Below are 21,463 nucleotides of genomic sequence, written 5' to 3'. Positions count from 1 at the left end.
ACCAGCCACTTAGCTCACTCCTGCACTGTCTGTTCACTACCAACTACTCACTACTGCCAGGCGCTGGCCTCGTTTAGCCCGCGCATATCGTCTGGGCTTAACTTTAGGGCCGTGGCGCCGAGTAGTTCCTGCAGCTGCTCGGCGGTGGTGGCGCTGGCAATGGGCGCGGTGAGGCCGGGGCGGGCCATAATCCAGGCCAAAGCTACCTGGGCGGGCGTGGCGCCGGCGTGGTGGGCCACCACGGCGTCGAGGGCGGCCAGGATGCTGCGGCCCCGGTCGTTGAGGTATTTAGGGCCGATACTGCTGCCGCGGATGCTTTTCGAAAGGTCGGCCTCGGTGCGGTACTTGCCCGTGAGGAATCCCGAGGCCAGCCCGAAGTACGGAATCACGCCTACGTGCTCGGCTTGCGTAAGCGGCAGCAGGTCGGTTTCCAGCTTGGCCCGCTCGTAGAGGTTGTACTCGGGCTGCAGGCTTTCGTAGCGGGGCAGGCCGTGCCGGGTGCTGGCCTCCAGGGCCTCGCGCAGGCGGCTGGCCGAGAAATTGCTGGCCCCAATGGCGCGCACTTTGCCTTCTTTGATAAGCTCAGCGTAGGCTTCCAGCGGCTCCGTCACGGGCAGCGTTTCATCGTCCTGGTGGCTTTGGTACAGGTCGATGTAGTCGGTTTGCAGGCGCTGCAGCGAGGCTTCCACTGAGCGGCGGATGTAGTCTTTTGCCAAGCCTTTCGAGCCGTCACCCATCTGCATGCCCACTTTCGTGAAGATGAGTACGTCGTCGCGGCGGCCGCGCTGCTGCAGCCACTTGCCGATAACGGTTTCCGACTCGCCGCCCTGGTGGCCGGGCGCCCACGCCGAGTACACGTTGGCCGTGTCAATGGCGTTGCCGCCGCCGGCCACGAAGGCGTCGAGTACGCGAAAAGATGCGGCTTCGTCGGCGGTCCAGCCGAAGACGTTGCCGCCCAGCACAAGCGGGGCCAGCTGCAGGCCGGAGCGGCCCAGTTCACGGTGTTGCATATTTTTTTAGTGATGGAGTGATGAGGGGATGGAGTGATGAGGCTTGCCCAATGCGCTATGCCAGCTGTTGTAACTGTGGGTTGCGGCCGATGGTTGCGGCCCGCGTATCTTCGAAGTATGGCTCGTGCACTCGATACACTCCCCGTTCTGGACCCCGTAACCCGCCTGGCGTGGCGGGCCTGGCTGGCAGCCCACTACGCTCAGCCCACCGGTATCTGGCTCACACTCTACAAAAAAGCCAACGGCCCCGGCTACCTCAACTACGCCGAAGCCGTGGAGGAAGCGCTGTGTTTTGGCTGGATAGATTCGCTGCCCCGCAAGGTAGACGACGTCTGTTACCAGCTGTATTTTTCGCCGCGCAAGCCGGGCAGCGTGTGGTCGGCGCTGAACAAGCAGCGCGTGGCGGCGCTACTAGCGGCAAAGTTGCTGCACCCGGCCGGACTAGCCAAAATTGAAGCGGCCCAACAGGATGGCAGCTGGACGGCCCTTGATGCCGTAGATGCCCTCGTGCTGCCGCCCGATCTGGCCGCTGCCTTTGCTGAAAACGAAGCCGCGTACCAGAACTTTGCGGCCTTCCCGCCCAGTGCCCGCAAGGCTATTCTGCAGCAGCTGGCCGCCGCCAAACGCCCCGAGACGCGCCAGCAGCGCATTGCGCGCATCGTGGAAAAAGCGGCCCGCAACGAGCGGATAAACTAACCGGCATCCGTGCAGCCCCTACCTTCGCCGCATGCACCAACTCTATCTGTTTCTGCTGAGTGTGTGGCTGGTGGCCGCCGCGCCGGCTGCACCCAACATACAGGAGCGCGACTTTCAGGCGCAGTTCAGCCAGTACGGCGTGCAGGGCTCGTTTCTGCTGTATGATGAAGCAGCCGGGCAGTATGTGGCGCATCAGCTGGCGCGGTGCCGCCAGCAGTTTCTGCCAGCCTCCACCTTCAAGATTCCCAACACCCTAATCGGCCTGCAGACTGGCGCCTTGCCCGACACGGCCACCATTTGCCGCTGGGACGGCCAGAAGCGCAGCTTTCCGCAGTGGAATGAGGACATGACTTATGCTCGCGCCCTGCGCGTGTCGTGTGTGCCGTGCTACCAGCAGCTGGCGCGGCGCATCGGCGTGAAACAATACCAGCAGTGGCTGCCGCGGCTGCGCTACGGCCGCATGGCTGTGGCGCCTACTACCCTCGACACCTTTTGGCTGGACGGTGAGTCGCGCATTTCGCAGTTCGAGCAGGTGGCGTTTCTGCGTCGCCTGCAGGCCGAAACCCTGCCCGTGGAAAAGCGCCATCAGCGCGCCGTGAAGCAGTTGCTGATCCTGAAAAAGACGCCAGAATATACGCTATACGGCAAAACCGGCTGGCGCTTCCGCTCCGCTACCAACCCCGACAACGGCTGGCTAGTGGGCTGGGTGGAGCGCGCCGATGGCCGCCGCGCCTTTTTCGCCCTCAACGTGGAGCCACAGTCCGGGCCAGTCAACGACGCACGGTTTCTGGCCAGCCGCCGCGCCGTGACGGAAGCTATTCTGCGGGAGCTGCAGTGGTTGTAGCTATGCGAACCTGACGTCTGCGTTACAGCGCAAAGGTTTTGCTTCGAGTGTGGTTGCTGACACCGGTCGTTATGTTGCTGTCCGACAGGTATGCGAAGCCGCCGCTTCGCGCTACATTCGCGGTATGCGCCTCACCCTCCTGTTTCTGCTGCTCACGCAAACCGTTCTGGCTCAGCTGCCACCGAAAGCCGACATCCTCATCCGCAACGGCCGCCTCTACGACGGTACCGGCAACACCTGGACCCTGGGGGATGTGGCCGTGCGCGGTGGCCGGATTGTAGCCGTGGGCCGTCTGCCGGCCAGTTACCCCGCCGATACCGTGCTGGATGCCCAAGGCCTGGCCGTAGCGCCCGGCTTCATCGACGTGCACACCCACATCGAAGACGACGAAATGCGCCAGCCCACTGCCGACAACTTCCTCTACGACGGCGTAACTACCGTTGTGACTGGCAACTGTGGCTCGTCGCGGCCCGATCTGCGCCGCTACTTTCACTCGCTCGACAGCGCGCGGCTTTCCGTAAATGTGGCCTCCCTCATTGGGCACGGCACAGTGCGCAAGGCTGTAATGGGCCGGGCACGGCGGGCGCCTTCGGAAACGGAGCTGGCGCGCATGGAGGTGCTGGTAGACAGTGCCATGCAGGCCGGGGCGGTGGGGTTGTCGTCGGGGCTGATTTACATTCCCGGCACCTATTCGCGCACGCCGGAGCTGGTGCGGCTGGCGCGGGTGGCGGGGCGGGCCGGCGGCCTCTACGCCACCCACATGCGCAACGAAACCGACAGCGTGACTTTCTCCATCACGGAAGCCCTGCGCATCGGCCGCGAGGCCAACCTGCCGGTGCAGATTTCGCACCTCAAGCTGGGCGGCCAGCAGAACTGGGGCCGCACCGAAAACCTGCTCAGCCTCATCGAAACGGCTCGGCAAAGTGGCCAGGCCGTCACCATCGACCAGTATCCGTACACGGCCAGCTCCACCAGCCTCAGCACCCTGCTGCCCGACGCCGTGCAGGCCGACGGCCGCGACTCACTGCGCGCCCGCCTGGCCCGGCCGGCGGTGCGCCGCGCTGTGGAGGCCAGCTTGGTGCGGCGCCTGAAAACCCGCAAGCTCAAGCACTTCAGCTACGCCGTGGTGGCCAGCTTTCCGCCCGATACCAGCTACAACGGCCTCAGCATCGAGCAGATAAATCAGCGCCGCGGCCGCCCGCACAACGCCCGCGCTGAAGCCGCAACCGTGCTGAATTTGGTGCTGCAGCACGACGCCGGCATGGTGTTTCACGGCATGAGCGAAACTGACGTGCAGAACATCATGCGCTACCCGCAGAATATGGTTGCCTCCGACGCCAGCATCCGGGTGTGGCAGGAGGGGGTGCCGCACCCGCGCGGCTACGGCTCCAACGCCCGCGTGCTGGGCCACTACGTGCGCGAGCTGCACGTACTGACGCTGGAAGAAGCCATCCGGCGCATGACCAGCTTGCCCGCCCAAACCTTCGGCTTCCAGGATCGTGGCCTGCTCCGTCCCGGCCTCATGGCGGATATCGTGGTGTTCGACCCCGCCACCGTGCAGGACCGCTCTACCTTCGAGCAGCCGCATCAGTACTCGGTGGGTATGAAGTACGTGCTGGTAAACGGCCGCCTTACCGTGCGAGAAGGCCGACACACCGGTGCCCGCAGCGGCCAGGTGCTGCGCAAGTAGCCCCAAAACAGTCTGTCATCCTGAGCATAGCGAAGGACCTTATCACGCATGAACGACCAACTTACTGACGGTTCGTTCACGCGTTACAAGGTCCTTCGCTCCGCTCAGGATGACAGACGGATAGCTCAGGCGAACTGCCGTTCCAGCACGCGCCAGCCGTGGCCCTGCACGGTCAGCGTAGCGCCTTCCTCTAGCGTCAGTTGCACTTGGCTGAATACGTCCAGCCAGGTGCCAGCGGCTTCGGCGGGGAGCTGGAGCGGCGTGGATTCTTTGGAAATATTGATGACGCAGAGTACGGCCGCGCCATCTTTTTCGCGCAGGAAGCCATAGAGGCTGGCGGGGCCGGGCAGGCGGCGGAAGCGGCTGAGCACGTCGCCGTTGCGCAGGGCCGGGTGACGGCACTTGAGCTGCAGCAGCTTGGTGTAGAAGCTTTCCAATGGCAGCTCACTCCAGTCGATAGTGTCGCGGTCAAAGAACAGCAGGCGGCGGTTGACGGCGGCTTCCTGGCCGGTGTAGAGCAGCGGCATGCCGGGCAGCAGCACCGTGAGTAAGGCAAACGGCAATGCCAGCGCACCCAGCCGCTCGTACTCGGTACCGTCCCAGCTGTTCACGTCGTGGTTGCTGGTGAAGTGCATCAAATACACTGAAGGCGGGTATTTGGCCCGCTCGGCGGCCAGATATTCGTCGATGTCCGCTAATGGCGCCTTGCCTTCGGCAATGTGGTCGAGCAGGTAGTGCAGGCGCAGGCCGAAGCTCATGTTGAAGGCCCGCTCCAGCAGCTTGGTGTCGGAGTTGAACTGCTCCCAGGTGAGGCCGCCGCTGGGGTACAGCTCATCCCATTCTGCCAGCATAAACACCGGCTTCACTTCGTCCAGCTCCAGGCGCGCTTCGTCCCAGAAATCGGTGGGTACGAGGCCAGCCACGTCGCAGCGGTAGCCGTCGATGTCGGCTTCGCGCAGCCAGTACAGCAGCGCGTCGGTCATGTAGCGGCGCAGGCCGGGCTGGGCGTAGTCGAAAGCTACCACGTCGGTCCAGTAGGGAACGGGCGGCACGAGGCGGCCGTGCTCGTCGTGCTGGTACCAGTCGGGATGCTGCTGCACCAGCGGGTTGTCCCAGCTGGTGTGGTTGGCCACCCAGTCGAGCAGCACGCGCAAACCCAGGGCGTGGGCCGCTTGCACCAGGTAGCGCAGATCATCAAGCGTCCCGAACTCCGGGTTCACCCCGAAATAGTCCTGCACGGCGTACTGGCTGCCCAGCGTGCCCTTGCGCTCCACCGCGCCAATCGGGTGAATCGGCATCAGCCACACGATGCTCACGCCCATGGCCGCCAGCCGCGGCAAGTGCTCGGCAAAAGCCCGGAAAGTGCCTTCCGGGGTAAAATTGCGCAGGTTTACTTCGTAGATGGTGGCATTGGCGGCCCACTCCGGGTGGCGAACCTGGAACAAGTGGGCATCAGGGTGAACAGCAGAATCGGGCACGGGCTACGGCAGTGGTGGAAAGGCCGTGTACGCAAAAGTCGTTCGGGCGGGCGCCTCACCCCCCGGCCCCGCAAATGCTTGACGCGCATTATCCCGTGGAGAGGGGGGAGCCAGACGAGTATTGCCGCGTTGTGCAGGCGGCGCAGGTATTATAAGACGGTACGGGTGTCCCAGGGCTAAAGCCCGGGGCTATGCAGGGTGACGTACCCTGATTGCGGAACAGCCGCGGAGCGGCGGTGGGTATGTAGTCTGAACAGTGCCCGCAAGTATAAAAGCCGCGTGGCGGCGACAGATTCTGCTGGCGAACCTGCCGCCGCCACGCGGCTACCCCAAAGTGTAGGCTGTACAACCGCCCGTTCGAGCCGCTGCCTAGCCTAGGGCTTCAGCCCTGGGAAACGTGCGCGCCGTTTACCACAATCCGTTACGGGGCAAATCGGGGAGGCGCACATACACGCGGTAGCCGTGGGCCGGGATGAGCAGCTTCGAGCCTGAGCCCAGCTTGAGCACCTGCCCGCTGAACAGCTCCCGATAGATGCCTGGACCCAGTGTAGTGGGGCGCACTTCGTGGGGCTGCTTGCCGAGGTTCACGGCCGTCAGTACAGCGGCCTCGCCGCGGCGCCTGATGAAGCTGTAGACCTCGGAGCTGCTGTTTTCTATGCGTTCAAACTCGCTGCACGGGTCGCCGTTGCGCAGGGCCGGGTGGCGCTTTTTCAGCTGCAGCAGCTTGGTGTAGAAATCCTGTAGCGGATAGCCGTTCCAAGCAATAGTGTCCTTATCGAAGAAGCGCAGCCGCTTTTTCAGGGCCGCTTCCTGGCCGGAATACACCATCGGAATGCCGGGCAGCAGGGCCGTCAGCACGGCCTGGGGCAGGGCACCGGAACCGAGCCGCTCGTACTCGGTGCCGTCCCAGCTGTTGATGTCGTGGCTGCTGGTGAAGTACATCAGGTAGCTGCTGGCCGGGTATTTGGCGCGCTCCACCCGGAAGTACTTGTCGAGGGCGGCGGTGGGCTGCTGCTTGCGGCTGATGCTGTCGAGCAGGTAGCGCAGGCGCAGGCCGTAGGTGGCGTCGAAGGCCTTTTCCAGTAGCTTGGTATTCGGGCTGAACTCGCCTTTTTTGAGGAAGGGCGGGGCGTGTAGCTCGTCCCATTCGGCCAGCATAAACACAGGCTTCACCTGCTCCAGCAGCGGCCGGGTTTCATTCCAGAAATCGGTAGGTACGAGGCCAGCCACGTCGCAGCGGTAGCCATCGAAACCAGCTTCGCGCAGCCAGAACACCATGCTTTGCTGCATGTAGCGGCGCAGTTCGGGCTTGCCGTAATCCAGATCGATGACGTCCTGCCAGTCAGCTACGGGCGGCACAAACTGGTCGCTGGCGCTTTTCGTGAACCAGTCGGGGTGCTGCTGCGCCAACTGGCTGTCCCAGCTGGTGTGGTTGGCCACCCAGTCCAGAATGACGTGCATGCCGCGCTTGTGGGCTTCCTGGTTGAGGTGGCGCAGATCTTCGAGCGTCCCAAACTCGGGGTTGACGGCTTGGTAATCCCGGATGGAATATTGGCTGCCCAGCGTGCCTTTGCGGTTTTGCTGGCCGATGGGCTGCACCGGCATCAGCCACAGTATACCCACGCCCATGCTATCCAGGCGCGGCAAGTGCTTTTCAAAGGCCCGAAACGTGCCTTCCGGCGTGTATTGCCGGATATTGACCTCGTAGATGCTAGCAGAATCAGCCCAGGCGGGGTGGCGGACGGTGTAGGCGGCCGGGGCGTCGGGGGAGCAGGCGTTGGGCGTGGTGTCGAGAGTGGGCTGCTTGGGGCGGCAGCCGGCCAGCAAACTCAGCGCCAGCAGGCCAGGGGTAAAGAAACGGAGCATGCCGAAAAGTACCACTTTTCAGCATGCTCCGCCTGGAAAGGCCGGTTTAGCGGGCGTTGGTGCGGACTTTGTCGGGCCGGTATTGGATGCCGCCAAACAGATACAGCATCAGGGTGCGGGAGTAGCGCAACGACAGCGGCGTGAACAGCAACGACACAACGGCCACGCAGACGATGTACACCCAAGTGTCGGGGTCGTCGAGTAGGAAATACACCGCAAAGCCAATCACCAGCATGATGCCAGTCGAAAATACGAAGCTGATGTACATGGCGCCCCAGTAGAAACCGGGCTCGGGCTCGTAGGCCTGGCTGCACACCGGGCACTGGGTGGGCATGCTCATGAACTTGGTGCTGAGGGCTGGGTGCGTGAACAGCGGGCCCTGGTGGCACCGGGGGCAGCGCTGCTGCACCATGGCCAGCAAAGTGGAATCGTGGTCGGTAGCGGGAGTGGCAGGAGTGGACATGGCAACTTGAGCAGGTAAGCTTCGGATACAAAATTACCTTACGCAGGACGGCGCGGGAAGGCCCATCTGCGGGCAGATCCGGTACAAATCAACGCGGCTGGCAACATAAGCAGGCGCTCAGGCTAACTGGCGGAAGGCTTCGGGTGAGCGGCCGGTGTGGCGGCGGAAGTAGCGCCCGAAATACGACGCATCCTCGAAGCCCAGCGCATCAGCTACTTGGCTGACGGTGGCGGGCGTGTGGAGCAGCAGGCGGCGCGCTTCCAGCAGCACCCGCTCCTGCACCAGCGCGCTGGCGGTTTTGCCCAGGTGGCGGCGGCACAGCGCGTTGAGGTGGTTCGGCGACACGTGCAGCAAATCGGCGTAGTGCTGCACCTCGCGCTGCGCCCGGAAATGCTGATTAAGCAAGCTTCCGAACTGCCGGAGCAGCTGCTGGGCGTGGCGGGGCTCGTCGAAAATCGAAGCTCCGGGCGCCTCCGGTGGGTAGTGGCGGGCGGCCAGTTCCAGGCACAAATGCAGGTAGGAGCGCACCACCTCATCTTGGTGCGGGGCGGGCGTGGCGGCTTCCTGCCACATGCGCAGCAGTAGCGGCAGCAGCTCGGTTTCGGTGGGCGGCAGCTGCAGGGCCGGGGCGTGGCGGTGGTCGAAGAACGGGTACTCGAACAGCCGCTCGCCGGGGTAGCGGAACAGGTAGAAGTCGGCCTCGAACAGCACCACGTAGCCCTGCGCATCGTCGGAAAGCTGCCAGTGGTGCACTTGGCCTGGGGTCATGAAAAACACGCTGCCCGGCGCCAGCGGGTAGCTCACCAAGTCGATGGTGTGGGTGCCGTGGCCGTGCGTGACGTAGAGCAGCAGGTAGAAGTCGTGGGCGTGAGCCTGGCTGACGCCGGGGAAGTTGGCCACGTGCCGCTCCAGCCGTTCCAGGTACCACGGCCGCCGCGCCGGGCCCTGCGGAAACGACTGCAGCGTAAGAACCGGAAGAGACATGGGCGGGGCTGAAGTGGCAGATACAGTTCTAGTCGGGCGTCAATGGCCCTGCGTTCTACGCTCAATACTACCAAGAAACGGCTATTTTGGTGGCCCGGCCAGGTTGCCGGGTTTTCCTTTGCCCGTATGCAGATACCGTTTACGCCGCTTGTAGTGGTGCTGCTGGCCGTGGTGGCGCAGGCCGTATTTGCGGCCGGGCTGCTGTGGCTGGCGCCCGCCAACCGTCTGCCCAACCGCTTTCTGGCCCTGCTCATGCTGGCTATTGCGCTCTGGATGCTCGACGGGTTTTTTCGGGTAGCCAACATCTATGGGCAAAACGCCAACTGGTATTTCGCGCCCATCTACTACTCGTTTGCTTTCGGGCCGCTGCTGTATTTCTACGTGCGCAGCCTCGTTAACCACGATTTTCAACTGCAGCGGCGGCAGTTGTGGCACTTTCTGCCGGTGTTGCTGCAGGCGGGCCTCTACTGGTGGCTGCGGCTGCAGCCGTACCGCACGCGCCTGTGGTTTTGGGAAACCGTGCACGAGCCGTACACCTACCGGGTGGAGTTTATCGGCACCTGGGTTTCGCTCACCGTGTATCTGGGGCTGAGCTTGCGGCTGCTGCAGCAGTACCGCCGCTGGCTGCCCGATAATTTTTCGGAAGTGTCGAAGCTGCGGCTGCAGTGGTTGCGGGTGCTGCTGGTGCTGGTGGGCGTGGTGAGTGCGCAATGGCTGCTGGAAGTGGTGCTGCGCGAGTTCTTCGGATTGTACTACACCCACGACTATTCCACCGAGCTGCTGGGTGTGGTGGTGTTTTTGGTAGGGGTAGTGGGCCTTCGCCAGGCCGATATGCGCGCCGTCCGTTTCGAGCCGGAGCTGGCGGGTGAGGAGCCAACGACGCTGCCGGTTTCTGCGGCGCAACCCGCTGCCGCCACGTTACCGCAAACCTTCCCAGCGTCGGACTCCACGCCGACTTCGGAAGCATCTCCCGAAACTCCGGCCGCGCCGGTGGCAGATGCGGGCGTGGTGGCGCGCATCCGGCAGGCGCTGGAAGATGAGCGCCTGTACCTGAACCCCACGCTCACGCTGGCTGAGCTGTCGGCGCACACTGGTTTGGCGCCGCGCCTGATTTCGTTTACGGTTAACAACGGCTTCGGCCAGAGCTTCAACGACGTGGTGAACGGCTACCGCGTGGCCGAGGTGAAGCGCCGCCTCGCCACCCCGGATGCCCAGCGCCTCACGCTGCTGGGCATTGCGTTCGAAAGCGGCTTCAACTCCAAAACCACCTTCAACCGCATCTTCAAACAGTTCACCGGCGTAGCGCCGCGCGACTATCGAGTAGCTGAGTAATGGAGTAGCTGAGTAGTGTAGGCGGGTACTCAAGCGCAGCAGTAGCGCGAACTTTGCAGTTCGCGCCCCCACGCCATTTCAACGATTTTAACGGCGCGGAGACGCGAACTGCAAAGTTCGCGCTACTACTCAGTTACGCCACTACTCAGCTACTCAATAGCGCCCATATCATGATTCGGGGCGTCCCGTGGCCGGATTCGGGGCGTTTGGGGTGAAGCAGACGGCCACCTTTGAGTCATTCATCAACCCCCCAAATGACCCATGAAAACGCTCCTGCTTCTGCTAGCCCTATCAGCCGCCCCGGCTGCTCCGCTGCTGGCCCAGACCACGCCCGCCACCGCCTGGACCGACCACACCCGCGTGCTGCCCGACAAGCTGCGGCAGGTGCCGGTGGGCCTCACAATCTGGCACTCGCCCAACCCCAACTACCCCGAGCCCAACCCTGATAAACCCGGCACCTACGTCTGGAAGCACAGCACCATGCTGCGCTCTGAGGTAGGCGAACTGGAAGTGGTGGAATGCGGCAGCTTTATCTGGTACGATGCGCGCGGCTGGCAGCAGAATATGGTGGAAACGCCCGCCGAGTTTGCTGAAATTTTCCGGTGCCCCGGTGGCCATCTGCAGGCCGGCCGCACCTACACCTTCGCCGAAAACTACCGCTACGCCGACAGTGCCCGGCAGCTTTACGGCGGCGACGCCCTCTGGTACATCTTGGCCCGCGACAAAGCTGGCCGGCTCTACAAAGGCCTCGGCCTGCTCGAAACCGAAGCCACGGTGCGCTAGCCTACTGTGGTGCCACGAGTTGCCGAAGGCCTCGTGGTACCACCATCGTTGAACGGCGCCGCCGGTGGTCGTTCCACGATAGAAAAAAGTCGTGACGCTACGGCCACCGGCTCACCCACACACTTCCCCAAAATCATGAAACTTCTCCTTGCCTTCCTGACCTTCTGCACGCTGGCCGCCGCCCAACCCGCCGCCACTTCCTACCAGCTGCTGCCTGCCGCCCTCACCTGGACTGGCTACGCCGAAGTGGGCACCTACGCCCCCAGCGGCACCGTGCAGCTCCGCCGCGGCAGTTTCCTCTACGACGGCCGCACCCTCCGCCAGGCCCGCCTCGAGGTGGACATGTGCACCATTGCGCAGGAGCAGGCGCAACTGGCCGAGCACCTGCGCGGCGAGGATTTCTTTGACGTGAAGCAATTCCCAACGGCCGTTTTTGTGCTGCAAGAGCTGCGGCAGGGCCAGGCCAGCGGCCAGCTCACGCTGCGCGGCGTCACGCGGCCGGTGCAGTTTCCGCTGCAGCTGGAGCGCCGCCCCGATGGTCGCCTGCGCCTGCGCGGCACCGCCACCCTCGACCGGACCCAATTCGGCATCAACCACAACTCCAGCAGCTTTTTCCAGAATCTGGGTTCCTATGCCATTCGCAACGAGTTCAAGCTGGCTTTCGATGTAGTGGCCGAAGCGGCGAAATAAAATGGGCCCATACTGACAACGGTGCTCATGTGGGCTTTACAATGGAAGCACTATGCCGGCAGCAGCTAGGCCTTTGTTGGGGGACCTATAACGCGCCGCGCCACCTTGCGTATCGGTATAGCATCCTTCCACTCCCTAACCTCTTGTCGCCATGACCCACGCTGCCCGAATCGAAGAAACCATCCAGAATATCTATGAAACCTTCTCGCACCCCGGCAAGCACCCTGTAGAGGCCGGCCTCGGCGCCATCGACAGCTGGATTCAGGCCCTCGACGGCCTCGGCGGCTCGGCGCTGACTAACATCCAGGGCGAGCTGCGCGACCTGCGCACCCACGTGCAGAATGATGACCGGCCGGCTATGGCCGCCACCCTGCAGCGCCTCGGCGAGCATACTTCCCTCACGGCCCGCGACATGCACGACGGCACCGGCGACCAGCTGCGCCACCTCGGCCAGACGCTCATCACTGCCGCCGGCAACCTGAAAATGGCTTAGAAAGCCATTGTTAATTTTCTGATAATAAAATAGATGCGTATAAGATTTAGGCCGGCCTTGCTTCTGTGGAAGTGAGGCCGGCCTTGTTACTATGGGAGCAATACAAACTCAGAGCCCATTCCGGCGCGCACCATCAGCGGGCAGATATGTTTTAGGTGTAACTGTTTAAATAGTTGACAATCAACATTAAGTTGCTGGTTAGGTAATAGGTCTGTTCAATTTCACCAACTAAACACCCTACTACCATGGATTCTAACTCCTCAACCGGCACCACCCAGCTCGACGCTACCCTGCAAGCCCTCGGCGGCGGCCTGAGCGCCGCAGCCCCCGCTGCCGCTGGCAACATCGACAGCTGGATTTCCACCCTGAATGGCGCCGGTAGCCCCGCGCTAAGCGCCATTTCTTCGGAACTGGAAAACCTGAAGAACGCCATCAGCAGCGGCGAAGGCCGCCAGATCAGTCAGTCGCTGCAGACGCTCGGCGAGCACACCACCAAAGCCGCCGCCAGCGCCACCCCCAATGCGCAAGCCAAGCTCCAGCAGCTCGGCCAGACCCTGAGCTCAGCCGCTACGTCGCTGAAAGGCTAAACGCCAACGCCTATAAGCAAAAAAGGCTGCTCCAGATTCTGGAGCAGCCTTTTTTACGTGCTGTGGATCTTTAAAAAGTATACCTCAATTCAGTAGGACTGAACCCGAAGGAAGACCAGTAAACCATTAAAAACCTATCAATATCCCGCCGCCGTATCGTCGCCGCGGGGATCGGCGCCGCCTTCCAACTTGCCGCCCGGCAGCGCCCGAATCACCTCGACGCGGCCCCAAGGGCTGCGTGGGTTCAGCTTGTAGCCGCGGGCGCGCAGTGTGTCTTCGGCGGCGGGCAGCAGGGCACCGGCTTCCACGTCAATCTGGTCGGGTAGCCACTGGTGGTGCAGGCGCGGCGCGGCCACAGCCTGCTGGGCGTTCATGCCGTAGTCGAGCACGTTGAGGCTGGCCTGCAGCACGCTGGTGATGATGGTGCTGCCACCGGGCGTGCCCACTACCAAGGCCAGCTTGCCGTTTTTGGTGAAGATGGCTGGCGTCATCGAGGACAGCATCCGCTTGCCGGGCGCAATGGCGTTGGCCGTGCCGCCCACCAGCCCGTAGGCGTTGGGCACGCCGGGCTTGCTGCTGAAATCGTCCATTTCGTTGTTGAGAATGAAGCCTGCCCCGGCTACCACCACCTTGCTGCCGTAGGCGCCATTAAGCGTGGTGGTGCAGCTCACGGCGTTGCCCTGCGCATCCACAATGTTGTAGTGCGTGGTCTGGTCCGACTCGTAAGCGGGCAAGCCGGAGCCGGCCGCCACTTGGGCGCTGGGCGTGGCGCGGTAAGCCTGAGCGGTATGCATGCGCTGCTGGTTGTACTGCTTATCGAGCAGCTGGGCCACCGGCACCTTGCCAAAATCCGGGTCGCCGAGGTAGGTGGCGCGGTCGGCGTATACGCGGCGCTGGGCTTCCGTAATCCAGTGCGTAGCCTGCGGCGAGTGCCAGCCTAACCCACGCAGATTCACGTTCTGCTCCAGCATCTGTAGCATCTGGAGCAGCGCCACCCCGCCTGAGCTGGGCGGTGGAAACGTCAGCACGTCGTGGCCGCGGTACTGGCCGTGTAGCGGGGTGCGCCACTTGGGCTGGTAACCCGCCAGGTCGGCCTTGCTGATGATGCCGCGGCCGCGCTGCATTTCGGCCACGATAAAGTCGGCCGTGGCCCCTTCGTAGAAGCCGGCGCGGCCCTGGTCGCGGATGCGGCTGAGCGTGGCGGCCAGCTCCGGCAGCTTCATCAGCTCACCTTCCTGCCAAACGGCCGGCCTCAGATACGCATTGTAGGGGTTGACTTTGGCGAAGTCGTCGCGGGTGCGGTTCAGGCCGGCGGCTTCCTTTGGTGTCAGCTTCACGCCGTTGGCGGCCAGGTCCACGGCGGGCTGCACCACCTGCGCCCAGGTCAGCTTACCCAGCTTTTTGTGCAGCTCCACCATGCCCGCCACGGTGCCCGGCACGCCGGCCGCGCGGTGGCCCAGCGTGCTCAGGTTTGGGATGATGTTGCCCTGCGCATCCAGGTACATATCGCGGGTGGCAGCGGCGGGGGCAGTTTCGCGGAAATCCAACGCGCCTTCCTGGCCGTCGGCCCCGCGGTAAAGCAGGAAGCCGCCGCCCCCGATGTTGCCGGCTACTGGCAGCACCACGGCCAGCGCAAACTGCACGGCCACGGCCGCATCGTAGGCGTTGCCGCCCTGGCGCATGATTTCCACGCCCACCCGCGTGGCTTCCGGGTGCGCCGATACCACCATGGCCTTATCGGTTACGACAGGCGTAGCGGCAGGAATAGGAGCTGCCAGGTTGGCGCCAGTGGTGGCCGCAGTCTGGGGCGGATTGGTGGAGCAGGCAACAAGCGCCAGCAAAGCCAGCGGGTACAAAATACGCTTCATAAGTGGCAAGGTAAAGCAGTTTAGTGGGCGTTTAGCTAAGATAGGACGAACTTGGTGCTGCAAGTTGTTTGGCTGGTAGGGTAGCTCTAAAGTTCATTTGCGCTCAGCCGTATGCGTCAACTTCGCGTTACATCAGTAGCTTTGACTGACTTAAACTTCTGCGCTATGGCCCCCGAAATGCTTATTCCGGCCCTCAAAACGCCTCATCTGCCGCTGGTACAGCAAGACCCCTGGCTCACGCCCTACGAACCCGTATTGCGCCAGCGTCTGCAGCGCCTGGAAGACCGGTTGCAGGAAATCCAAAGCCAATACGGCTCATTGAGCAAGTTTGCCACGGCCCACCAGCAGCTTGGTCTCAACTACGACGCCCGCCGCCGCGGCTTCTGGTACCGCGAGTGGGCGCCGGCCGCCGAGGCCCTGTTCCTCATCGGCGACTTTAATGGCTGGGACCGGCAGGCCACGCCGCTGCAGCGCCAGAACGACGGCGTGTGGGAAATTTTTCTGGCTGACAAAGAATACAAAGAGTGCCTCACGCCCGGCAGCCGCTACAAAGTGCACATACGCACCGCGCATGGCGCCAAAGACCGGCTGCCCGCCACCGTGCGCCGCGTTGTGCAGGACGAGCATACCCACGATTTCGCGGCTCAGGTCTGGCGGCCGGAGGCCCCGTTCGCCTGGACCGACCAGAAGTTTCGGGTGCACAACCACGTCAAGGAGCCGCTGATTTACGAGGCCCACGTGGGCATGGCCACCGAGGAAGGCCGCGTGGGCACCTACCGCGAGTTTGCCGACCAGATTCTGCCCCGCATTCAGGCCGGCGGCTACAACTGCGTGCAGCTGATGGCCGTGATGGAGCACCCGTATTATGGCTCCTTTGGCTACCACGTGGCCAACTTCTTTGCCGTGTCGTCGCGCTTCGGCACGCCCGAAGATTTGAAGTACCTCATCAACGAAGCCCACAAGCGCCACTTAGCGGTGCTGCTGGATGTGGTGCACTCGCACGCCGTGAAAAACGAGGCCGAAGGCTTAGCCGACTTCGACGGCTCCGGCGGCCAGTACTTCCACGAAGGCCCGCGCGGCAACCATCCCGGCTGGGACTCCAAGCTGTTCGACTACGCCAAGCCTGAGGTGCAGCGCTTTCTGCTCAGCAACCTGCGCTACTGGCTGGAAGAGTTCCACTTCGACGGCTTCCGCTTCGATGGCATCACCAGTATGCTCTACCATCACCATGGTGAAGGCGTGGCGTTTAGCTCCTACGACCAGTATTTTGGTCCTGAAGCTGACGACGACGCTATTCTGTACCTGCAGCTGGCCACCACGCTGGTGCATGAGCTCAAGAAGGGCGCCCTGCTGATTGCCGAGGACATGAGCGGCCTGCCGGGCCTGTGCCGGCCCATCCGCGAAGGTGGTATTGGCTTCGACTACCGGCTGGGTATGGGCATTCCCGACTACTGGATCAAGCTGCTCAAGCACACCCGCGACGAAAACTGGAACCTGCACGAGCTCTGGCACACGCTCACCAACCGCCGCGCCGGCGAGAAAACCGTGGCCTACGCCGAAAGCCACGACCAGGCGCTTGTCGGCGACAAAACGCTGGCTCACTGGCTGCTCGACAAGGCCATCTACGAGCACATGCACAAAGACGACCCCGACCCCATCACCGACCGGGGCGTGGCGCTGCACAAGCTGATTAGGCTGCTCACGCTCAGCCTCGGCGGCGAGGCGTACCTGAACTTTATCGGCAACGAGTTTGGCCATCCGGAGTGGGTGGACTTCCCGCGCGAAGGCAACAATTGGAGCTACCATTTCGCCCGCCGCCAGTGGAGCCTTGCCGACAATCCCGACCTGAAGTTTCAGCAGCTGGCGGCTTTCGACCACGCCCAGCTGCATCTGGCCCGCAAGCAGCACCTGCTGGCGTACCCCGCCGCCCACCAGCTCAACATCGACACTGATAACCAAGTGCTGGTGTTTGAGCGCGGCCCGCTGCTGTTCGTGTTCAACTTCCACGTGAGCAGAAGCATCCCCGATTACCATTTCTTCGTGCCGCATTCCGGCCAGTACCGCATCTTGCTCAGCACCGACGCCCCCGAATTCGGCGGCCACAACCGCGTCGATACGTCCCTGGCTTACGAAACCTTTGTGGAAGACGGCATTGATAAGCTGAGCCTCTACGTCACGAGTCGTACCGCGCTGGTGCTGACGCGGGTGGGGTAGGAGAGGAGTAAACAGAACCTCATGCAGAGGCGCCGCCGAAGCATGAGGTTCTGTTTGTTCAGCTAACTGCTTACTTCAGCTTCTTGCCGGTTTCGGCGCCTTCCAGCACGTCCTGGATGCGGCGCTGGCGGGCTTCGGGCTTTTTGGCGCGCTCCACCCACTGCACGTACTCGCGGCGGTGGGGGTAGGCCAGCAGGTCGAAGGCGGCGCGCAGGCCGGTGCGCTCCAGGGCCCGGTTGAGGTCTTCGGGCACCACGAAGCCGGGCTCGTCGGTGTCTGGCATCATCGTGACGTGCACGGGCAAACCCCAGGTTTTGCCGATGGTGTTGCGCAGCTGCTTATTGACGGCCAGAATGTGGTTGCCGTCCTCATCGAGTGTGAGTGGCAGCCGGAACGGAAACCCGTCGAGGGTGCCGCGCACGTGCACCTGCCCGCGCTGCCCAAACACTTCGGGCACGCTGAACGGCACGTAAAGAAACACGCCGCCATCGGTAGGATGCAGCTCTAAGTTGGTATCAAAAACCTGTTCCTGCGAATCAGACATAGGGAAGAAGAGAAGATGCGGCGGCCAGCCCGGAAAACAGCCGCCGGCCTGCGTGGCCGGCCAGTGGCCGCAAAGGTAGCGCTCCGAGCACTAGCGCCGACTACCAGCATCACCCTGCCGCTTCCACTCACTGCAACAGCTACGTGGGAGCTACTTCCTGCAGCGCCGCCAGAATGGTTTCAGCCAGATGTGCCGGGTCTTGGGCGGCGGATGCAGAAAGGCGCCGGACGCGCTGCGGTGGCAAGTCATGCAGCTCCAACAGGCGTAGCGCCAGCGTGGAAGAGGCGGCCAGTACCAAGTCGGCGCGGCGCAGCGCCAAGCGTTCCAGCTCCAGCACCCAGCCCCGGTCGGCGGCGGTGTTGCGGTCCTGGGCCAAGCTGTGCACGTGCAGCACCAACGGTTTGCCCGTCAGCTGCCGCAGCTCCATACCAGCCAGCCACGACTGCCAGTCGGCGGCATAAATTACCGCAAACTCCTGGCTGGCGGCCAGCCGCGTGGCAAACCGGGCGTACTGAATCACACGAAAGTTCAGGTCGGCATCCGAAACGGCAGGCGTGCGCAGGGCTTCGAGCGCAATGTTGAGTACCGACTGCGGGCCGGCTGGCTTAGGCGGGGCCGCAGATATCGTGGCCGGCTGGGTAGCTACTGCAGAAGCAGTGGCAATAAGTGTTTCAGAGTGCTGCTCAGAATCCTGGCCTGTAGCATCCAGCTCCGCGGAACTCAGGTCTGCATAGTCCAGGGCGGAGGCTTCCTGCACATCCGGCTCGGATTCGTCGGCAGCAAAGGCGTCGGTGTTGAGCAGCATGTCCGCTTCATCCGCCTGCTTTGCGCTGGCTGAAGATGGCTCAGGCGTGGCAGTTAGGCCCGTAGGAGCCGCAGCTTCACTGCTGCCGATGTAAGGTGCCGCCGGCATAGCCATGCCGAAACCCTCTGCGCCAGCCGTGGCGCCCAGGTAAGGGGCGGCCGGCGACTGCCAGGTTTCGGGGTGGATGGCGTCGAAGTGCGTATCAGCCAGTGCCAGCTCTTCGGCCGTGAGGTTGCCTAAGCCGGTAGCTGTGCCGGGAGCCGGCAGCTGCATCGGCTCTGGCAGATGCGGCAGCAGCAGTGTGAGCGTTGCATGGGGAGCCAGTGCCTCTACCAAAGCAGGGGTTGCGGCCGGAGTTGCCTCCGCTTCGGCGGGCGCGTCCCAGCCCAGCATTAATACCGTAAGCGGCGCCATAGTCATGAGTAATTGGGTAGAAAGCGGAATACTGGTAAAACCGGTTTATTAGGCTATAAAGGCGGTTTTATTGAATCAATAGCCAATGTTAGGCAAAATTCGCGGGATTCGTTTTTACCTTCGCAGGCTTACTGCAGGCTTCTCCGGCACCGCCGGATTATTTTTTGCCCGCTCGCTTTTCCCCGTTTGCCCTTCCTCATGAACGAGCCTAACATTCAGGACAACAACTACATGCTGAACGACCTGGCCGCGAAAGCGAAACAGGAGTTCTATCCCGGCAAGGTAGTAGCCAGCCAACAGGATGGTCCCGATTTTGTATTTCGCTGCGACAACGGAGCCCTGCTCCGGCTGGAAGTTATAACCGATAAAGTCCTGCGTTTCCGTTACGCTTCAGAGGTGGGTTTTGCGCCCGATTTCAGCTACGCCTTCCCCGATGGCGTGCCCGCCCGGCAGGCGCCCGAGTTCCTGGAGTTCCGGGAGCGGCCTGATCATTACCGCATTACCACCGACCGCCTGATCTGCACCGTAGCCAAAGATGGCCTGAAAACCCGCGTGCTCGACCGTTCCGGCAACACGCTGGTGCAGGACGAAAAAGGCTTCCACTGGGAGTACGACTACGACACCGGCAACGACATCGTGAAGATGAGCAAGGCCGTGCAGAGCGGCGTGCACTACTACGGCCTCGGCGACAAGCCCGACAACATGAACCTGCGCGGCAAGCGCTTCACCAACTGGGGCTCCGACACCTACGGCTACGTGAAGGGTTCCGACCCGCTCTACAAGAACATTCCGCTATACCTGGAGCTGCAGCAGAAGATTGCGCACGGCATTTTCTTCGATAACTCCTTCAAGGCCAGCTTCGACTTTGCCGCCGAGCGTGCCGACGTGACCAGCTTCTGGGCCCAGGGCGGCGAGATGAATTACTACTTCATCTACGGCCCCAGCCTGCTGGAAGTAACCGAGGAATACACCCGCCTGACCTGCCCGCCCGAGTTGCCGCCGCTGTGGGCACTGGGCTACCACCAGTGCAAGTGGAGCTACTTTCCGGAAAGCAACTTCCGCGAAATTGCCCGAGGCTTCCGCGACCGGCAGATTCCCTGCGACGCCCTGTACCTCGACATCGACTACATGGACGGCTACCGCTGTTTCACCTGGAGCCCCACGCACTTCCCCGAACCCAAGCGCATGGTGCAGGAGCTGGCCGCCGATGGCTTCAAAACCGTCGTCATCATCGACCCCGGCATCAAGATTGACCCCAACTACCGGGTGTTTGCCGACGGCCTGGAAAAAGACGTGTACTGCCGCCGCGCCGATGGCCCGCTGATGAAAGGCTCGGTGTGGCCCGGCCTCTGCAACTTCCCGGATTTCACCCGCCCTACCGTGCGCGAATGGTGGGCCGGCCTGTTCAAGGGCCTGATCGAGGAAACCGGCGTGCGCGGCGTCTGGAACGACATGAACGAGCCGGCTGTGTTTGAGAAGGGTACCTTCCCGGATGATGTGCGCTTTGACTACGACGGCCATCCGGCCTCGCACAAAAAAGCCCACAACATCTACGGTATGCAGATGGCCCGCGCTACGGCTGCGGGAGTTAAGCAGTTCAGCTACCCCAACCGGCCCTTTACCATTACGCGCAGCACCTACGCCGGCGGGCAGCGCTACTCCTCCGGCTGGACCGGCGACAACATTGCTTCCTGGGAGCATTTGTGGCTGGCCAACATCCAGTGCCAGCGCTTGAGCATCTCGGGCTTCAGCTTTATTGGCTCCGATATTGGGGGCTTTATTGATACGCCCGACGGTGAGCTGTACGTGCGCTGGGTAGCGCTGGGTGCGTTTCACCCGTTCTTCCGCACCCACTCCAGCGGCGACCACGGCGACCAGGAGCCCTGGAGCTTCGGTGAGAATTTCATGGAGCTGGCCCGCGGCTTTATTGAGCTGCGCTACCGCCTGCTGCCCTATATGTACAGCACGTTCTGGCAGTACGTGAGCCAGGGTACGCCCATGCTGCGGCCGTTGGCTTTCCTTGACCAGACCGACACCGACACCTACCTGCGCATGGCCGAGTTCAGCCTCGGCGACCACCTGCTGGTGTGCCCCATCACGCAGGCCGGCGCCGACGGCCGCTGGATGTACCTGCCCCGCGGCGACTGGTTCTACTACTATAACGACGAAGCCAAAGCCGGCGGCGCCGAAGTATGGGCCGCCGCCGGCCTCGACCGGATTCCGCTATTCGTACGCGCCGGGGCCGTCATTCCGATGTATCCGGTGCAGCAGTACGTGGGCGAGAAGGTGATTGACGAGGTGACGCTGCACGTCTACTACAAAGCCGGCGAGGAAAGCAGCGTCCTCTACGACGACGGGGGCGAGGGCTACGGCTACCAGCAGGGCCAAAGCACCACCCGCCGCTTCACCGTCACGGGCACCGAAAGCGGCCTGCTGCTCCAGCAAACCACCGAAGGCAACTACCAGCCCAGCTTCACGCGCTACCGCGTGGTGCTGCACGGCCTGCCGTTCGCGCTGGCCGCCTGCAGCACCGACGGCCAGCCCGCCGAAGTCGTGGAAACCACCCTCGAAACTGGCCTCACTTTGTCTGGTGTGGTGATAGACGCCACATTTACGGAACTGGTGGTAGGGTAGTAGACTGCTGCCTGAAAGCTAAACGGCCGCCCCGGAGTTTATGGGGCGGCCGTTTGGCTTTGTAGGAT

At 62.8% G+C, this 21,463-nt stretch carries 18 protein-coding genes; 10 read left to right on the top strand and 8 right to left on the bottom strand.

Going from position 1 to position 21,463, the window contains the following annotated elements; all coding sequences use genetic code 11:
* Positions 1-50: 50 nt before the first annotated feature.
* Entirely contained in the window at positions 51-1,010 is a 960-nt protein-coding gene (locus tag H8B14_RS00380) for an aldo/keto reductase (protein ID WP_187313660.1), read from the bottom strand.
* Positions 1,011-1,127: 117 nt separating this feature from the next.
* Between H8B14_RS00380 and H8B14_RS00375 the strand changes: the two genes are divergently transcribed.
* The 3 genes from H8B14_RS00375 to H8B14_RS00365 all read left to right on the top strand — a co-directional run bounded on the left by H8B14_RS00375 (position 1,128) and on the right by H8B14_RS00365 (position 4,240).
* Positions 1,128-1,706: a YdeI/OmpD-associated family protein gene (locus H8B14_RS00375; RefSeq protein ID WP_187313659.1), complete on the top strand. Its 579-nt coding sequence runs from the start codon at positions 1,128-1,130 to the stop codon at positions 1,704-1,706.
* Positions 1,707-1,737: 31 nt separating this feature from the next.
* On the top strand, positions 1,738-2,550 hold the full coding sequence (blaOXA, locus tag H8B14_RS00370) for a class D beta-lactamase (RefSeq protein WP_187313658.1): 813 nt from the start codon (positions 1,738-1,740) through the stop codon (positions 2,548-2,550).
* Positions 2,551-2,674: 124 nt separating this feature from the next.
* Positions 2,675-4,240, top strand: coding sequence for an N-acyl-D-amino-acid deacylase family protein (locus H8B14_RS00365; protein WP_187313657.1), 1,566 nt, complete (start codon positions 2,675-2,677; stop codon positions 4,238-4,240).
* Positions 4,241-4,365: 125 nt separating this feature from the next.
* On the opposite strand, the gene H8B14_RS00360 is transcribed toward H8B14_RS00365, so the two are convergent.
* The 4 genes from H8B14_RS00360 to H8B14_RS00345 form a co-directional block, all read right to left on the bottom strand.
* Positions 4,366-5,718: an alpha-amylase family glycosyl hydrolase gene (locus tag H8B14_RS00360; protein ID WP_187313656.1), complete on the bottom strand. Its 1,353-nt coding sequence runs from the start codon at positions 5,716-5,718 to the stop codon at positions 4,366-4,368.
* A 408-nt stretch (positions 5,719-6,126) separates the two neighbouring features.
* Positions 6,127-7,584, bottom strand: coding sequence for an alpha-amylase family glycosyl hydrolase (locus tag H8B14_RS00355; protein ID WP_187313655.1), 1,458 nt, complete (start codon positions 7,582-7,584; stop codon positions 6,127-6,129).
* A 46-nt stretch (positions 7,585-7,630) separates the two neighbouring features.
* The gene (locus H8B14_RS00350) at positions 7,631-8,047 is read right to left on the bottom strand and encodes a DUF983 domain-containing protein (protein WP_261989829.1); all 417 of its coding nucleotides are present in this window, start codon (positions 8,045-8,047) and stop codon (positions 7,631-7,633) included.
* Positions 8,048-8,164: 117 nt separating this feature from the next.
* Positions 8,165-9,031: an AraC family transcriptional regulator gene (locus tag H8B14_RS00345; RefSeq protein WP_187313654.1), complete on the bottom strand. Its 867-nt coding sequence runs from the start codon at positions 9,029-9,031 to the stop codon at positions 8,165-8,167.
* A 126-nt stretch (positions 9,032-9,157) separates the two neighbouring features.
* On the opposite strand from H8B14_RS00345, the gene H8B14_RS00340 reads away from it, so the two are divergent.
* The 5 genes from H8B14_RS00340 (at position 9,158) to H8B14_RS00320 (ending at position 12,916) form a co-directional block, all read left to right on the top strand.
* A complete protein-coding gene (locus H8B14_RS00340; protein ID WP_187313653.1) occupies positions 9,158-10,363 on the top strand; it encodes a helix-turn-helix domain-containing protein in 1,206 nt (401 codons plus the stop codon).
* 261 nt (positions 10,364-10,624) lie between these two features.
* Complete coding sequence (locus tag H8B14_RS00335) at positions 10,625-11,146, top strand: hypothetical protein (RefSeq protein WP_187313652.1); 522 nt, start codon at positions 10,625-10,627, stop codon at positions 11,144-11,146.
* 135 nt (positions 11,147-11,281) lie between these two features.
* The gene (locus H8B14_RS00330; RefSeq protein ID WP_187313651.1) at positions 11,282-11,836 is read left to right on the top strand and encodes a YceI family protein; all 555 of its coding nucleotides are present in this window, start codon (positions 11,282-11,284) and stop codon (positions 11,834-11,836) included.
* Positions 11,837-11,987: 151 nt separating this feature from the next.
* Positions 11,988-12,329, top strand: coding sequence for a hypothetical protein (locus tag H8B14_RS00325; protein WP_187313650.1), 342 nt, complete (start codon positions 11,988-11,990; stop codon positions 12,327-12,329).
* A gap of 245 nt (positions 12,330-12,574) precedes the next feature.
* The gene (locus H8B14_RS00320; RefSeq protein ID WP_187313649.1) at positions 12,575-12,916 is read left to right on the top strand and encodes a hypothetical protein; all 342 of its coding nucleotides are present in this window, start codon (positions 12,575-12,577) and stop codon (positions 12,914-12,916) included.
* Between the two features lie 137 nt (positions 12,917-13,053).
* On the opposite strand, the gene ggt is transcribed toward H8B14_RS00320, so the two are convergent.
* Positions 13,054-14,784, bottom strand: coding sequence for a gamma-glutamyltransferase (gene ggt / locus H8B14_RS00315; RefSeq protein ID WP_187313648.1), 1,731 nt, complete (start codon positions 14,782-14,784; stop codon positions 13,054-13,056).
* 165 nt (positions 14,785-14,949) lie between these two features.
* On the opposite strand from ggt, the gene H8B14_RS00310 reads away from it, so the two are divergent.
* Positions 14,950-16,998: an alpha-amylase family glycosyl hydrolase gene (locus H8B14_RS00310; RefSeq protein ID WP_261989828.1), complete on the top strand. Its 2,049-nt coding sequence runs from the start codon at positions 14,950-14,952 to the stop codon at positions 16,996-16,998.
* A 70-nt stretch (positions 16,999-17,068) separates the two neighbouring features.
* On the opposite strand, the gene H8B14_RS00305 is transcribed toward H8B14_RS00310, so the two are convergent.
* The gene (locus H8B14_RS00305; RefSeq protein WP_187313647.1) at positions 17,069-17,542 is read right to left on the bottom strand and encodes a YdeI/OmpD-associated family protein; all 474 of its coding nucleotides are present in this window, start codon (positions 17,540-17,542) and stop codon (positions 17,069-17,071) included.
* Between the two features lie 139 nt (positions 17,543-17,681).
* On the bottom strand, positions 17,682-18,761 hold the full coding sequence (locus tag H8B14_RS00300) for a glycosyltransferase (protein ID WP_187313646.1): 1,080 nt from the start codon (positions 18,759-18,761) through the stop codon (positions 17,682-17,684).
* A gap of 198 nt (positions 18,762-18,959) precedes the next feature.
* Here H8B14_RS00300 and H8B14_RS00295 point away from each other — a divergent pair, with 198 nt between their 5' ends.
* The gene (locus tag H8B14_RS00295) at positions 18,960-21,395 is read left to right on the top strand and encodes a glycoside hydrolase family 31 protein (protein WP_261989827.1); all 2,436 of its coding nucleotides are present in this window, start codon (positions 18,960-18,962) and stop codon (positions 21,393-21,395) included.
* Positions 21,396-21,463: the final 68 nt, after the last annotated feature.

Origin of the sequence: Hymenobacter puniceus (assembly GCF_014333525.1) — a bacterium.
Taxonomy (GTDB): Bacteria; Bacteroidota; Bacteroidia; order Cytophagales; family Hymenobacteraceae; genus Hymenobacter.
Note: the sequence above shows the minus strand (reverse complement) of the source record. Positions and strands in the feature narration are given on the sequence as shown.

What these genes read in the sequence shown, in the direction of transcription:
- H8B14_RS00380 (WP_187313660.1), bottom strand. Translation starts at nt 1,010, where the DNA reads ATGCAACACCGTGAACTGGGCCGCTCCGGCCTGCAGCTGGCCCCGCTT.
- H8B14_RS00375 (WP_187313659.1), top strand. Translation starts at nt 1,128, where the DNA reads ATGGCTCGTGCACTCGATACACTCCCCGTTCTGGACCCCGTAACCCGC.
- blaOXA (WP_187313658.1), top strand. Translation starts at nt 1,738, where the DNA reads ATGCACCAACTCTATCTGTTTCTGCTGAGTGTGTGGCTGGTGGCCGCC.
- H8B14_RS00365 (WP_187313657.1), top strand. Translation starts at nt 2,675, where the DNA reads ATGCGCCTCACCCTCCTGTTTCTGCTGCTCACGCAAACCGTTCTGGCT.
- H8B14_RS00355 (WP_187313655.1), bottom strand. Translation starts at nt 7,584, where the DNA reads ATGCTCCGTTTCTTTACCCCTGGCCTGCTGGCGCTGAGTTTGCTGGCC.
- H8B14_RS00350 (WP_261989829.1), bottom strand. Translation starts at nt 8,047, where the DNA reads ATGTCCACTCCTGCCACTCCCGCTACCGACCACGATTCCACTTTGCTG.
- H8B14_RS00345 (WP_187313654.1), bottom strand. Translation starts at nt 9,031, where the DNA reads ATGTCTCTTCCGGTTCTTACGCTGCAGTCGTTTCCGCAGGGCCCGGCG.
- H8B14_RS00340 (WP_187313653.1), top strand. Translation starts at nt 9,158, where the DNA reads ATGCAGATACCGTTTACGCCGCTTGTAGTGGTGCTGCTGGCCGTGGTG.
- H8B14_RS00335 (WP_187313652.1), top strand. Translation starts at nt 10,625, where the DNA reads ATGAAAACGCTCCTGCTTCTGCTAGCCCTATCAGCCGCCCCGGCTGCT.
- H8B14_RS00330 (WP_187313651.1), top strand. Translation starts at nt 11,282, where the DNA reads ATGAAACTTCTCCTTGCCTTCCTGACCTTCTGCACGCTGGCCGCCGCC.
- H8B14_RS00325 (WP_187313650.1), top strand. Translation starts at nt 11,988, where the DNA reads ATGACCCACGCTGCCCGAATCGAAGAAACCATCCAGAATATCTATGAA.
- H8B14_RS00320 (WP_187313649.1), top strand. Translation starts at nt 12,575, where the DNA reads ATGGATTCTAACTCCTCAACCGGCACCACCCAGCTCGACGCTACCCTG.
- ggt (WP_187313648.1), bottom strand. Translation starts at nt 14,784, where the DNA reads ATGAAGCGTATTTTGTACCCGCTGGCTTTGCTGGCGCTTGTTGCCTGC.
- H8B14_RS00310 (WP_261989828.1), top strand. Translation starts at nt 14,950, where the DNA reads ATGGCCCCCGAAATGCTTATTCCGGCCCTCAAAACGCCTCATCTGCCG.
- H8B14_RS00305 (WP_187313647.1), bottom strand. Translation starts at nt 17,542, where the DNA reads ATGTCTGATTCGCAGGAACAGGTTTTTGATACCAACTTAGAGCTGCAT.
- H8B14_RS00300 (WP_187313646.1), bottom strand. Translation starts at nt 18,761, where the DNA reads ATGGCGCCGCTTACGGTATTAATGCTGGGCTGGGACGCGCCCGCCGAA.
- H8B14_RS00295 (WP_261989827.1), top strand. Translation starts at nt 18,960, where the DNA reads ATGAACGAGCCTAACATTCAGGACAACAACTACATGCTGAACGACCTG.